This is a genomic window from Vallitalea longa (assembly GCF_027923465.1).
Taxonomy (GTDB): domain Bacteria; phylum Bacillota; class Clostridia; order Lachnospirales; family Vallitaleaceae; genus Vallitalea; species Vallitalea longa.
This window is the reverse complement of record NZ_BRLB01000003.1, coordinates 309,347-323,296: the sequence shown is the minus strand read 5'-3', so window position 1 is coordinate 323,296 and position 13,950 is coordinate 309,347. Positions and strand designations below refer to the sequence as shown.

15 protein-coding genes are annotated in these 13,950 nt (G+C 28.5%); 2 read left to right on the top strand and 13 right to left on the bottom strand.

Features of this window, described 5'->3' with window-relative positions; all coding sequences use genetic code 11:
- Window positions 1–158 precede the first annotated feature (158 nt).
- The 10 genes from QMG30_RS09355 to QMG30_RS09310 form a co-directional block, all read right to left on the bottom strand.
- Window positions 159–581, bottom strand: coding sequence for a hypothetical protein (locus QMG30_RS09355; RefSeq protein WP_281814834.1), 423 nt, complete (start codon window positions 579–581; stop codon window positions 159–161).
- A 228-nt stretch (window positions 582–809) separates the two neighbouring features.
- The gene (locus QMG30_RS09350; protein ID WP_281814833.1) at window positions 810–1,985 is read right to left on the bottom strand and encodes an ADP-ribosylglycohydrolase family protein; all 1,176 of its coding nucleotides are present in this window, start codon (window positions 1,983–1,985) and stop codon (window positions 810–812) included.
- Window positions 1,986–1,998: 13 nt separating this feature from the next.
- Complete coding sequence (locus tag QMG30_RS09345) at window positions 1,999–2,358, bottom strand: ADP-ribosyltransferase (RefSeq protein ID WP_281814840.1); 360 nt, start codon at window positions 2,356–2,358, stop codon at window positions 1,999–2,001.
- A gap of 221 nt (window positions 2,359–2,579) precedes the next feature.
- On the bottom strand, window positions 2,580–3,284 hold the full coding sequence (locus QMG30_RS09340) for an SMI1/KNR4 family protein (protein WP_281814831.1): 705 nt from the start codon (window positions 3,282–3,284) through the stop codon (window positions 2,580–2,582).
- A 94-nt stretch (window positions 3,285–3,378) separates the two neighbouring features.
- Complete coding sequence (locus QMG30_RS09335; protein WP_281814830.1) at window positions 3,379–3,690, bottom strand: hypothetical protein; 312 nt, start codon at window positions 3,688–3,690, stop codon at window positions 3,379–3,381.
- A gap of 19 nt (window positions 3,691–3,709) precedes the next feature.
- Window positions 3,710–6,142: a hypothetical protein gene (locus QMG30_RS09330; protein WP_281814829.1), complete on the bottom strand. Its 2,433-nt coding sequence runs from the start codon at window positions 6,140–6,142 to the stop codon at window positions 3,710–3,712.
- A 270-nt stretch (window positions 6,143–6,412) separates the two neighbouring features.
- Window positions 6,413–7,279: an SMP-30/gluconolactonase/LRE family protein gene (locus QMG30_RS09325; protein WP_281814827.1), complete on the bottom strand. Its 867-nt coding sequence runs from the start codon at window positions 7,277–7,279 to the stop codon at window positions 6,413–6,415.
- 66 nt (window positions 7,280–7,345) lie between these two features.
- The gene (locus tag QMG30_RS09320; RefSeq protein ID WP_281814826.1) at window positions 7,346–8,041 is read right to left on the bottom strand and encodes an SdpI family protein; all 696 of its coding nucleotides are present in this window, start codon (window positions 8,039–8,041) and stop codon (window positions 7,346–7,348) included.
- Window positions 8,031–8,306, bottom strand: a complete 276-nt coding sequence (locus tag QMG30_RS09315; RefSeq protein ID WP_281814825.1) for an autorepressor SdpR family transcription factor — start codon at window positions 8,304–8,306, stop codon at window positions 8,031–8,033. Before QMG30_RS09315 ends, QMG30_RS09320 begins: the two co-directional genes overlap by 11 nt.
- Before the next feature lie 295 nt (window positions 8,307–8,601).
- On the bottom strand, window positions 8,602–9,027 hold the full coding sequence (locus QMG30_RS09310; protein WP_281814824.1) for a PH domain-containing protein: 426 nt from the start codon (window positions 9,025–9,027) through the stop codon (window positions 8,602–8,604).
- A gap of 472 nt (window positions 9,028–9,499) precedes the next feature.
- On the opposite strand from QMG30_RS09310, the gene QMG30_RS09305 reads away from it, so the two are divergent.
- Both QMG30_RS09305 and QMG30_RS09300 read left to right on the top strand, forming a co-directional pair.
- Entirely contained in the window at window positions 9,500–9,679 is a 180-nt protein-coding gene (locus QMG30_RS09305; protein WP_281814823.1) for a ribbon-helix-helix domain-containing protein, read from the top strand.
- A gap of 112 nt (window positions 9,680–9,791) precedes the next feature.
- Complete coding sequence (locus QMG30_RS09300; protein WP_281814822.1) at window positions 9,792–10,079, top strand: hypothetical protein; 288 nt, start codon at window positions 9,792–9,794, stop codon at window positions 10,077–10,079.
- 185 nt (window positions 10,080–10,264) lie between these two features.
- Here QMG30_RS09300 and QMG30_RS09295 read toward each other — a convergent pair whose 3' ends face one another.
- The 3 genes from QMG30_RS09295 to QMG30_RS09285 all read right to left on the bottom strand — a co-directional run bounded on the left by QMG30_RS09295 (window position 10,265) and on the right by QMG30_RS09285 (window position 13,845).
- On the bottom strand, window positions 10,265–11,725 hold the full coding sequence (locus QMG30_RS09295) for a sulfatase family protein (protein WP_281814820.1): 1,461 nt from the start codon (window positions 11,723–11,725) through the stop codon (window positions 10,265–10,267).
- A 266-nt stretch (window positions 11,726–11,991) separates the two neighbouring features.
- Window positions 11,992–12,876, bottom strand: coding sequence for a carbohydrate ABC transporter permease (locus tag QMG30_RS09290; RefSeq protein ID WP_281814819.1), 885 nt, complete (start codon window positions 12,874–12,876; stop codon window positions 11,992–11,994).
- A 12-nt stretch (window positions 12,877–12,888) separates the two neighbouring features.
- Window positions 12,889–13,845: an ABC transporter permease gene (locus QMG30_RS09285; RefSeq protein WP_281814818.1), complete on the bottom strand. Its 957-nt coding sequence runs from the start codon at window positions 13,843–13,845 to the stop codon at window positions 12,889–12,891.
- Between the last annotated feature and the right edge of the window lie 105 nt (window positions 13,846–13,950).

The window sequence follows — 13,950 nt, the reverse complement described above, 5'->3', positions numbered from 1 at the left end:
TTATAGTAGCAGATAATATTTTATGATTCCTAGGTATTTCTCTATGAAATTTAGTTTTTAGTAATCCTAATTTTGGGAACTTCAACATACTGCCTTCTATTCTTATTGAATTGTTAGTGTTTTTGGTAATGTCCAACTGCTAAAAATTTGAAAGGATATTATTTAGATGATATAAATAATTCTAAACTCTCTGTACTATTTAAGAAATTATCACTTAAAAATAAAAGAATATCAAATTCTTCTAAATCCACTTCATAAAATATCATACCAGAATCAACAAAGGGCTTATAAATAATTTTACATATTTCTACACCTTTGTTTTTTAAAATAAAACATCTTTCATCTTTATTAATATATGTATTATTACATTCAAACTCTGTAGTTGATAGTGAATATACCTGATTTTCAAATACAAAAAAAGCTTTTTTACTATTAACAAAAATACCTACAAAATTATTATTTTCTGTAATTCCAGCAATACCTTGAGTTGATAAACCAGAATCTTCAATTAATTGATATTTTCCATCTTTCCATATAATAACTTTTCTTAGGTCAGGATAATTGTTAAATACTACTTTCAAAATATATTTCCGCCTTCTTATCTTAAATCATCTGTTATTATCAAAATTTTCTTTATGCTATACTTAATAGAATGTTTATATCTTCATCTTTTTTATTGGTTTTTGATAATATAATCCAAATCTCTGTATCATTTTTATTCAGTAATACTTTTCATACGGAGTGACTTTTTTGGGTGAATAACCATAAGAAGCGTTTAAATCCAGTTCTATTTGTTTTGAAACATCTCTTTACTTAATTGTATAAATTAATTTTTCTATCATTTCACATATCTCTCTGTTTCGTGCAAGACACTGTAACCATGTATCAGGAATTGAACTAATTCCATAAAAGATACCAGCTAGTCCTCCAATAATTGCTGCAATTGTATCTGTATCACCTCCTAGATTAATTCCTTTTAATATAGCTTCCTTATAATCACTACTTGTTATAAATACCCATAATGAAGCTTCTAAAGTATCCACTACATATCCAGTAGAATTAATATCCTCTTCTTTTAATAAAGATATATCTCCATTTAATATTCTACTAAAATTATATATTTCTTCTTTATAATTTTCATAACAATATTTATCTACAAAGTCTATTGTTTGCTTATAAGCATCACTTTTACTGTTATTTTTAATCAGATTAATAGCATATTCAACATATATTATACATGCTAATTTTGCTCGCTTATGTGCATGAGTTAATGAAGATACATTTTCAACTATTTTTATTCTTTTCATAGGAGACATTTCTTTTGCATAATACGCTAACGGTAATACTCTCATTAAAGAACCATTTCCATTATCCCTTTCTGTTTTTCCACCACATTCTATAGGACTTTCACTTTGTAGCATTCTTTCAATAGCTACCCTTGTAGCATTTCCAATGTCAAACACTTCTCCATATGGTGTTAAGTATCCGTTCATGTAAAACCTTATGAAATTTTTAGCTAATTTATCTAAAGAATAACCTTCTGTCATATTTTCTAATAAACACAAGGTTAATGATGTATCATCAGACCATGTTCCATAAGGCTGATGATATGTTCCATATGCTCTCATTTCTTCAAGAGGATCGTTTTTTCTTTCTTCTCTCGAACAAAATTCCATTGGAACTCCCATCGCATCACCAACTATAAAACCTAATAATCCTGCATAAACTATTTCATTTTCCTTAGAATCAAAATTAAATAATATTGGATTGGAATGCTTAAATTGTGGACATTCTTTTTCACAGAAAATAACATACTCTGGTTTTTCATTATTTCCTTCATATTTTTTGCAATGAAATGCATTTCCTTTAATGAAATATTTACACATTTCACACATAGGTGTGGATGTTAAGTTTTTTCCACCTTTTTTATAGGACTCTATGTCACAATTCCATTTTTCAACTAACGTCATTTGTCTCTGTTTCATATTTTTTTCACCCCTATTTTTTCAGTCTAACTACTATATTTAATAAATTATCCTCGAATTTTGCATCACTAATAATCATTTTTTGTCCACACTGAAATAATACCTCTGATTCATTGGAATATTGACTAATTGCAGATACAGCCAAACCTTTAGAACCTTTCGGTGCTTTAATTGTCATTATCATATTTCCAGAAAATGTTCCATTAGCCACATAACTATTAGTACTTGTACTCATAAATGCTTTTTCTGTAATTGTTTTTCCTACTAAATCTTCTGGTGATGTTCCTTTTAAAATTCCTAATGCATCTGTTGACGTTCCTCTATATACAATCATATCTTCTGGTAACCTATGATTAAAATTATAGCTATGAATGCAGTTCTATTAATTAATTTCATTATATCTCCGTTCTATATGAGCAAATTATCTCATATATAAATAGCTACTCTAATATTGTTTAACCGGTTGTATATTGTCATCAATATTTTCTTGTCTTTGTTTATTCATGATTAATCTCTGTCATTTCATCTACACCATAATTAATAGAACCAGCTTATTTATATATATTAACTCTCAAGATTGTTGTAGTGTTATAATCAATCCATTATCACCTCTTCTTGATTCATATTACCATATTTATCTATTTCCTTTTGCCACATTTCTCTTAAATCATCTGTAATAATACTCCCTCTACCTTTTGCAATTAATGCATCTTCTCTTTCTTTTATTGTTCGTTTTGAAGCATCACTAATTTTTTCACTTTTACATAAATCCACAAATCCAAATAAATCATCTATAATATAATCTACTTTTGTACCCTCTTCATGATTCCAGAAATATATTTTCCCCTCATTATAACTTTTTAGTCCAATAACAATATAGTTTCCAAATGAATCACAAGCTATAGGTAATATCCCTTTGTCTATCCATTCATTTAATCCTAACGTTTCAAGATTTACTTTTACATTTCCAATACCGTAAAAATTACGTATATTAGATGATATTTTGCCTACTTTAAATTTTGTTTTTGGTGTAAATCCACCATTATATTTGTGTAAAAATTCTTTGTATTGTTTAGGCAAAGTAACATTATATCTCTTCTCAAAATTCAAAACTTCACTTTGCATATCACTATTATTATCAAATTTAGAAATTAACATTTTTAGTGTAACCTTCTTCTTATCCATAATATCTTTATTAGTAGTTGTTAATAAAGTTTCCTGTATATTGTCTATATAACATGAATCTAATATTGTTATGTAAGATTGTAAATATTGTTTTTCATACCTATCAAATTTCATTTCAATTATTTTAGGTTTAATAATAATTCACATGTTCATTTACGTATTTATAAGTATTTCATATTGAATAAGTTTTTTGCATCACAATACCCTTTCAGCAAAATGATGTTAATATTTTATTCAAAATAATGTTCGCTAATCTTTCCACATCTGAATGGTATACTTCATTATCCGAAAGAAGATAATTTCCGAGCTGGTCATCATGCATTAAATAGAATGATATATCCTTGCCAATGAATTTCCATTCCCTAACAGCAATTCCGTCAACTTTTTTATTTACTTTAATATCAGTTTGTTCAAGAATTAGCTTAGCAAGAATGTCAAACATGTCCCAATGTCCCAATTTTTCGAAATAAAATTCATATTCATTTTTCTCATTCTTAATTTTAGAAATTTTAAGATTCATATTCTCCTCCTTCTAGTTTCTATTTTATATTAAACATTTTGTTGACTTCTTTATTAGTTCTTTGAGACGAATTAATAATTTCATTATATAAATCTTCACCAGAATAACCTCTTCTTGTATACCTATCAACTACTTGCTCCCAAGTCAAATTGGGTCTTGTTTTATTAAGGTGTTGTGCAAGTTCTCTATTAGACATTAATTCCCTAGCCTCTGTTCTAAATTGATTTCTTAAACCAGACGCTTGCTTGGCTTGTTCTTCAAGAGATAATGTATCATCAATTAATTCTGGAATGCGTGCATCTTGTTGATTATACCATCGCCTAACTTCAGCATCACTTAATGAATGTGGAGTAAGTTTATTAGTTTCCTCAATACCTTCTACAACCCCAAACCCATCTTCACCATCAATCCTATCAGGTATATCCTTACCCTTATATGAATCAGCTAAACCATCAAATTTGCTCTTCTGTACATTCGTTAATTCATCAAAAGATATTGTTACTAAGTCATCATTGTTCATTACAACTTCATAATGATTTTTCTTTTTAGTTATTTTTTTAATTGAGTCAATAATCTTAGATGGGTTCATGTTCTTTAATTTGCTAAGATTATATTTAGCTTTCTTAATAACTCTTCCAACAGCTTTTTTGAAATTACCACTTTTGACAAATTTAGCAAATTTATTTGTAGCGAAACCTGCTCCTACTGCAATAGATATTACTTCACCTATCAACTGACCAATCATATAACCTTTGTCTGCGGGTTCAGCATCATTATATGCAGCTTTCCATTCTTCTATAGTCTGCTCTATCATGCTTGCAAACACTTTCCTGCTTTCTAATGAAAAAGGAAGACTTGCTACTAATATCAAAAAAGATCCTAGTTGCTTTGGGTTTGTAATTACTGAATAAATCCCTTCTATTGTATCATATACTGTTTTCATTGGCCAACTAGCTATGCCCAAAATTAGTGACCCACTAAATTCTTGGTCCTGTTCTTTTTTGCTTGAACCATAAACTAATCTTGCCCATTCTAGGAAAGCTGTTCTCTTTAATTGTTCGAAATCACCTTTTTGCATCTGATATATTGCTTGTGTAGGATAATAGTATTTGATAAAGTAGTCATAAGCTTCTTCACTGGCATATTTGTTTTCTGAAGTTATATTACCAAGTTTACTGTCTGTGAGTGGTAATGTAGGTATGTTATCAAAATATTCGTCTGGTAATACATTAGACATATCAATATTGATATCATTTTGCATCAACTCTACCCAATGCTTCAATACCATAAGCCTATATTCCTTCGGTAGTGATTCATAAGTTGTTTGTAGGTTGGTATTTTTACTTTTGAAGCTCTCACAATTATTTAAGAAATACATTACTTCTTTATCAAAACCATAGTCTATATCACTATCATATTTCCCATTAGAGTTTTTAAAATCAACCTCATATGCAAGAGTATTACCTTTGAACATTTCTTCCATGGTCTTTTTTAGGTCTATGGTATCTTCTATGTATTCATATTCCTCTATTGGTTCTTCTATAGATTCTTTTTCATTTGAATTATAAACAAATTCTACCCATTCTAGGAAAGCAGTTCTTTTTAATTGTTCTAAATCACCTTTTTGCATCTGATAAATTGCTTGTCTAGGATAATAATATTTGACAAAGTAGTCATAAGCATCTTCACTGGAATATTTGTTTTCTGAGGTTATAGTACCAAGTTTACTGTCTGTGAGTGGTAATGCAGGTATATTTTCTAAATATTCATCTGGTAATACATTAGATATATCAATATCAGTATCATTCTGCATTAGCTTTACCCAATGCTTTAATACCATAAGTCTATATATCTTAGGTAGTGATTCATAGGTTGATTGCAGGTTGGTATTCTTATTTTTAAAGCTCTCACAATTATTTAAGAAATACATTACTTCTTTATCAAAATCATAGTCTATATCACTATCATATTCCCCATGGGAGTTCTTAAAGTCAACCTCATATGCAAGAGAATTATCTTTAAACATATCTTGCATGATCTTCTTTAAATCTGCAATGTCTTCTTCGTATTTGAAAGTTGTGCTAGAAGATTTTCCACCTGAATAAAAGTATGCCATTTCTTCTAGCGTTCTTTCTGTAAATCCAGTTTGTGGCGTAGGATTTTCATATCCTTCTTTCAATATATCAGCCAATGAAGAAAGTTGATCTTCAGCATCATGGTACGAATCAACAGAATCACCGATAAACTTAATATATGAATCCATTCTATAAACTATATCATTAAGATTTCTTATACAAGTATTGAATAGTTCCTCAATACAGTCTTTGGACCTAACTTCATATTCAATACCAGATTTAGTGTTCTTCAAATCATAGTACATATCATCTATATTACTGCAGATACTTGATAAAGTATGAGTTTCATCTTCTAAACTGTCAGTATTAATATACAAATTTCTCATCCTCATTCATCGTTGCCTAATTTTCATTAGTAACTGTGGTTTATATAATTATTTATGGATTACCAAATATATGACAAATGAATCCATAAATAATTGATACATGAGTATGATATAACAATTCAGTATTGATTTTCAACAAATCCTGATAAACGACATGTTTCATGGGATAGAATGCATTCAAAAGTAATAATAGACAAAAATTACTGACTATATTTGTGAAAAATGCATAATCATTTTATTGTGATAATAAATACTTCATTTTTAATATCTATATGCTTCTATACCTTTAGTATTTAACCTGATAGAATATAGATTCCCACCATCACAACTCTTATCTCTTGCTGTAGTGATATATAGCGTATCAAGATCTTCCCCACCAAATGCACAACAGGTCACATATTTATCCGGTACTTCTATAGATGATATTATCTTACCTACCTTAGGATCAATACAATTTACGCAGTTTCCACCCCACATAGCTACCCAAAGTCTACCTTGAATATCAATACACATGCCATCAGGTACTCCATCACCATTATTAAAGCTTATAATTGTTCTCTTGTTTTTAAGCTTGGTTTGTTCTATTACATCATATACATCTATTTTTCTAGTAAGAGTATCAATATGATAAAATATCGAACCGTCTCTATTCCAATCCAAACCATTAGGAATAGTGAAATCATCATATTTTTCAACTATTTCATTTTTGTTTATACAATATAAAGCACCTGCACATTGGGCATCTTTATCCTGTTCTATTTTCATTGTACCAATCCATAAGTTACCGTATCTATCACATTTACCATCATTGAATCTTAATTCTTCCATTGAATTGATTTTTATCATTGGTACGAATTTCGTATTTTTTAGATCTAGCTTATAGATTGTATCTTTGATGGCACAGATTAGATTATTATCTGTGTCAAGTACAATATCACTAATGTAGCTTTGTGTAGGTATCTTGGATATGTTTTTATCTATTGGATTAAATATATATAGATAAAAAGATTCAATATCTACAAAATAAACTAGTCTATTCTTTTCATCCCAAATACAACCCTCTGCTAATTTGCAATTTAATTTTGCTTCACAGATTAATTTAGAATTAGCTTTTAACAGTTCTTTCAATATAATCACCTACTTTATTTTATTTATTATATAACTTTAGTAATTCTTTTGTCCCCTTTATGGTGTCTATGAACATTTTTCACCATATTTTTTAGAAATTTGATAAGAATATATTGTTAAAACAATACCATCTACTATAATAATTGCGAGCATTACAATAGTAGATTTAAAACCACCTATGAATGCTGATTCAAAGATTATAAGTAATCCCGATATAATTAGAGACATTCCTCCAAACCGATTGCTTTTTGCCCAAGTTATATCATTTTTCATGCTCCAAGTAGTGCGTACACCTACTATGCTATTCATCTTGCTTTTAGGCACAATATTACCAATGATAATTAAAAATACACCCATAACAATATTGGTAACTAAATTTATATCTATTACCATGATTACCAAATTATTTTTTGATTCAATAATTGAAGAATACATCATTGCGTAATGCATAATACCAAATAGAATTGCCATACCAATAGCTGTATAATATATCACTTTTTCATTTTGTTGAGCTTCTTTAATTGTTTTTTCATTCTGATTTGAAACTTGTTTTTTTCTAAAGTAATTTATAAACAGCTTCCAAAACAATGTCATAACAATAATGATGATTGGAAATATAAAATTTTCATATTTAGAACCCCATCGATTAATATTGCCAACAGCATCGTAGTGCATAGGAATTCTATCATCCATAAAAGGTATAATTGCACAAGTTACAATAGTAGGTAGTAGAGTTAATATCCATAGTAATTTATTTTTCATTATGTTCCCCTCCAAATTGATTTATCCAAATGATTAATTCATTAAAAACACTTGTATTTAATTCATAATAGATATAATTCTTTAGTTTATATTCCATTATCATATCAGCATTTTTAAGAAGTTTTAAATGATATGAAAGAGCAGCGGGTGTGATATTAAATTTATCTGATAATTCTCCTGCTGTAAGTTTGCCCTCTTTTAAGCATACAAGAATGTTTCGCCTTAAAGGATCTGATAGTACTTTAAAGGTATTAGCCAAGCCCATTCACTCACCACCTATTTAAAATTTTCTTTAAATAGATTATAACACGTCTAAGTAAAAAATCAATAGCTATTTAAAATTATTTTTAAATAGCTATTGATTTTGTTTGATTGTAATGCTGCCTTAAATAGGTTGCATTTTTTGTCAAGATACCGATGTTTACTGTACCTTAATTTTATTTAATTAATCAATTTGAGTTTAACATAATATTAGTAAACATTCTTGAATTTTTTGCATAAAAAAAATAGATGTATCTCCATTATATAAGAGACACATCTAATGTTTGATCCAAAGTAATCTAACCATTAATTTTATGTATATTATTGATTGATATTGTTTCTAATTTTCTATAAAGTGAACTGGTATCATATTTTTTTGGAAACTCAAATTTTTTGCTACTCATTGTTATAGAATTAGCTCTAAAATATGGTGATGTTATGTAAGAAATTGTAATTTCACTATCATCTAGTCCAAATCCTGCTGTTTCAGCAGTAACATGACATATTGCATTAAGATGAATGGATTCCACTCGTACTTTTTTACCAGTAGCTCCTTGGCTGTCAAAATCCAAAATTCTTATGTTAGTAAATATAATTACATCACGAATTAGTTTATACCCAATTTCTATTTTTTCACCTTCTACTAGATATGCCCCATACTTCTTTTCAAGTTCATCGTTTGATATTTCGGAAAGGTTACCTGCTAAACCTTGAAATAGTCCCATATAAATGCCCCTTTCATTTTGTTATATTAATAATATTCTCACATGACATTATATCACAATGTTAGCAATACAAAAAGGTAATATTGACATATTGTGATAAATAATACTATAAACTAACAGGTATTTTTGTTTTTATATGCTTATTTACATGCAAATTAACGACTCATTTTTAAACACAATACTATAACTTATATAAGTATTTTTTTAGTTTTAATATACTATATATTTTAAATTAAATCCATTTTATATCTAATATATACTAGTTTTGCTCGATTATGTATTACTAAAGAATACCGAAATAGTAAAGATATAAGGATAATTAAACTATACTAATTTAATTATATTTGCTTTCAATTTATCTACGATACGATTGTACAATGTCAAGAGTGAATTAGCGGTTTTTTAACATTGACAAATGCCCCCACATAAGTTATTATAATATTGTACCCACAAAAGAGAGGTGAAAAATAATTTGGCGAACAAAAAAATAGGTCGCCCTACTAATGCACCTAAAAATAAAACTATTAAATTTAGAATCGATGATGAAACAAATAAAAAACTAGAATCTTGTAGTAAAGAGCTTAATGAAAGTAAATCTGAGATTTTAAGAAAAGGTGTTAATAAAGTATACGATGACCTAAATAATAAATAAGAGTTCTGCCGCCCTGGAAAGCATACAAAACTCTTATACCTACTATCAAGAATAGCGGTAAATCCATTATACCCTGTTTACGATAGTAATTCAATAATGGAGGTATATTTTTATGTCAGACATTATAGATCATTTCAATAATTTTGCAGTACATATGTTAAAAACAACTTACAACGATTTTATTAATACAGACTTAGAATATCAGGAATTAGATTGTTATTTAGATAATAACAGACAAAAATTTGACACGATTATTAATTCATTAAATGAAGACGATAGAGAATTTGCAAAAGAATATATTACTAAACAATCCGATAAATTAGTATGCGCTAATCAATGCTTATATTTAGCAAGTTACAAAGATTGTATTAAATTATTAAAGTTACTTGGTGCAATATAACAATACTACCAACTGCCAAAATCACATAATTTTTTAATAGTTCGTTGTAAAAAGTAAGACTTTTCTATAAGATAAAATAGCCACCAGCTTAAAATCCAATCTACTGGTGGCTTCGTTTTGTTATAAACATATTATATTTTTCATTTCATCCTATATAACAAGATAATTAGAATATGTAACTAATACTACTGCTTACTCTTTAAAAACCAATAATCATCTGCATAATTTTTAGCTCCATTTGCTAATACTCCAGCATAATCTATTTGTCCTTTTCCATAGACTTGTTCTTTTGCTCCATCAATTTTATTATCAACATACTTTAAGAACCATTCTTCTAATTCTGATTTCAATTTATGTATTTTATCCTTATAAAGTTCATTATCATACAAATTATTCTTTTCCATAGGGTCATTTTCTAAATTATAAAATTCAAATGGTCCATATGGGTACCTATGAATATATTTCCACTCTTTATTACGTATCATTCTAACTGGTCCATACTCGTCATATATTACCACATTATCATTGCAATCCATTTCTTTTCCTTCTAATATTGGATAAAAACTTTTACCTGGAAGTTCAGATAATTTATAATCTAATCCAATATAATCAATTAATGTATGAATTATATCATAATGACTTAACATTTGATTATTGACTTTATTTTGAGGTATTTTATCTGGATGTGACATGATAAATGGTACTTTCACTGATGTATCATACATATTCTGTGGAAATGTACCATTTCCTTTTCCGTAAATTCCATGATGTCCCATATTCATACCATTATCACTTGTGAATATAATTAAAGTCTCTTTCCTTATTTCCAGTTCATCCAATTTTTCTAATATCCTACCTATGTTTTCATCCATAGCAGATACTGCTCCATAATACCCTCTTAAGATTTCTTCTCTATCTTCGTCCGTATATCCATAGGTTGCAGTATTGATTTGCCAAGGATGCATTTTTTCTTTTGGGCATGATTCGAATTTACAATCTCTATAATAGTCAATCCATTTTTTTGGATGTTGTTCATTATTCCATGGTCCATGAGGTGCTGTATAATGAACACTTAAATAAAACGGATTATCTCTTGAATAATAATCTTTGATAAAATCTATGGCACCATCCGTTATCCGGTCTGTTAAATATCTTTCATCTTCTTTTATCTCACCATCATAATACATTGGTGTATTTATATAGGGACCTCCACCACTTAATATGACATTCCAATAAGAAAATCCTTTTTGAACCTTTTTGCTCTCACCTAGATGCCATTTCCCACTAATACCACAATTATATCCATTCTCTTTTAGAATATCTACGTATGTCAATTGTTCTTTCATATATTCCCTTGTATTTTCTTCATTTTTTCCTTCATTGAGCCAATCGTGAACACCATGTTGTGATGGAATCTTTCCAGTTAAGATGGAAGCTCTTGCAGGGGAACAAACAGGAGATGTGCAAAAAAAGTTATCAAAACGTATACCTGTATTTGATAATTCATCTAGATTAGGTGTATATATCTCTTTATTACCTGCACACCTCATGGCCCAAGCACCTTGATCATCAGATAAAATAAATATTATATTTGGCTTTCTAGTATTTTTACAAACTGTTCTTGATAATATGTTATTGTCAGTCATTATTCAACCTCCATATTTTAATACTTTTCACTATAATCATAGTATATAATACAAATAACATTAGTTCAACCATCATACTCTTTCTTTATTAAACCTTACCATTATCTTATCCCCTTATTTTTTGATATATTTAGTTGAGATAATTGCATAATTCCTAATTTAATACTATACGCACAATGTGTATATTATAATGGTACTTTGAATTCAACATATTGTGTTGTAGAAATCAGGGGAAGTAATTATGCAATTATCTTATTTATTAATATTTATTTTACAGAACCAATCATTACTCCTTTAACAAAATGTTTTTGCACAAATGGATATACAAGTATTACTGGAAGTGATGATACAATAATGACTCCATATTTAATTGTCCTAGCAATTTGTTTTAATCTCTCAATTACTTCAGGATCACTTGTAGTAACATCAATCGTTTGACCTGATATCAATATATCTCTAAGTATTAATTGTAATGGATACAACTTATTATCTGTCACATAAATTAAAGAACTAAAAAATGCATTCCAATGTCCTACTCCATAATAAAGAGCAATAATAGCTATAATAGGTTTTGATAATGGTACTACTATATGAAAAAAGTATTGCCCTATTGTACAACCATCTATTTCAGCTGCTTCTTGAAGTTCATGAGGCAAATTTGATTTATAAAACGTACGTGTAATAATTAAATTAAATACACTAAATGAACCAAGTATCATTAAGATGTACGGTGTATTCACTAGTCCTAATGATTTTACAACAAGATAAGTTGGTATTAATCCACCTTGAAAATACATAGTAATAATCATAAACATCATGATTACCTTTTTCCCTTTCATATCTCGTCTCGATAAAGCATACCCAGCAGGTATTGTTATGAATAATGCTAAAAGCGTTCCAAAAAAGGAATAACGAATGGAATTATAATAACCTATCCAGATCCTTTTATCTTGAAATATATACTCATACCCTTCCACATTAAACCCTTTTGGGAAAAATATAACTTTTCCATTAGCAATCATCGTAGGATCACTAAATGATGCAATCACTATAAAAAACAGCGGGTAAAATATAGCAATTAAAATAATAGTAACAAGTACTGTTACCACTCTATCAAATGTTTTATCATTATTTAGAAATCTTCTTTTCATTTATATGTCCCCCTAGAATAAGCTAATGTTTGACAACTTCTTAGAAACTCTATTCACTGTAATAAGCAAAATAAAATTAATTATGTTGTTAAATAATCCAATCGCTGTAGAGTAACTGAATTGCCCGCCCTGCATACCAACCTTATATACATAAGTTGATATTATCTCAGAATATTCAATATTGATGTTGTTTTGAAGCAAATAAGCTTTTTCAAAACCAACACCCATAATACGTCCAAGGTTTAAAATCAATAGAATCATAATCGTTGGTAATATAGTAGGTAGATCTATATACTTAATCCTCTGAAATTTGCTAGCACCATCCACAATAGCTGCTTCATGAATCTGTGGATCCACTCCAGTCAATGCAGCGATATATATAATTGAACTCCATCCCATACCTTTCAAAACACCGCTCCACACATATATATGTCTAAAATTCTCTCCTTTGGTCATGAATTCAATTCCTTTAAACCCTAGATTATGTAAAATCTGATTATAGATTCCATCATGTCCTAATAGAATAAATATCATACCACAGAAAACTACAGTTGATATAAAATGTGGCATATACGTAACCATCTGTGTCACCTTTTTAAGTTTTTTATTAACAGTATAATAGAGTAATATTGCTAAAATAATGGGCATCGGAAATCCAGCAATCAATCCATAGAAGCTTAATATTAATGTATTCTTTAGTAATTGCCAAAATTGATAAGAACCAAAAAATTCTGCAAAATGTTGAAAACCAACCCATTCACTTCCAATAATTCCTTGTGTAACACGATAATCCTTAAAAGCTATTTGAATTCCATACATTGGAAAATAGTGTAATATCAACAAATATAATATTGCGGGAAGAACAAAAACGTAAAGCATCCATGTTTTTTTAATATATTTCAAATTTTTGCTTCTTTTTTTCCTATCAATATTTTTATATTTAGTATCTGTAACAATGTTTGCATCCATGTTTTCACCTCTTGTTTTATTAGGTTATATCTAGCACAACAGTTTGCTCTTAATAGCAAACTGTTGTATGTTCAACAGAATTTTTTAGAATATTCATACATTTTT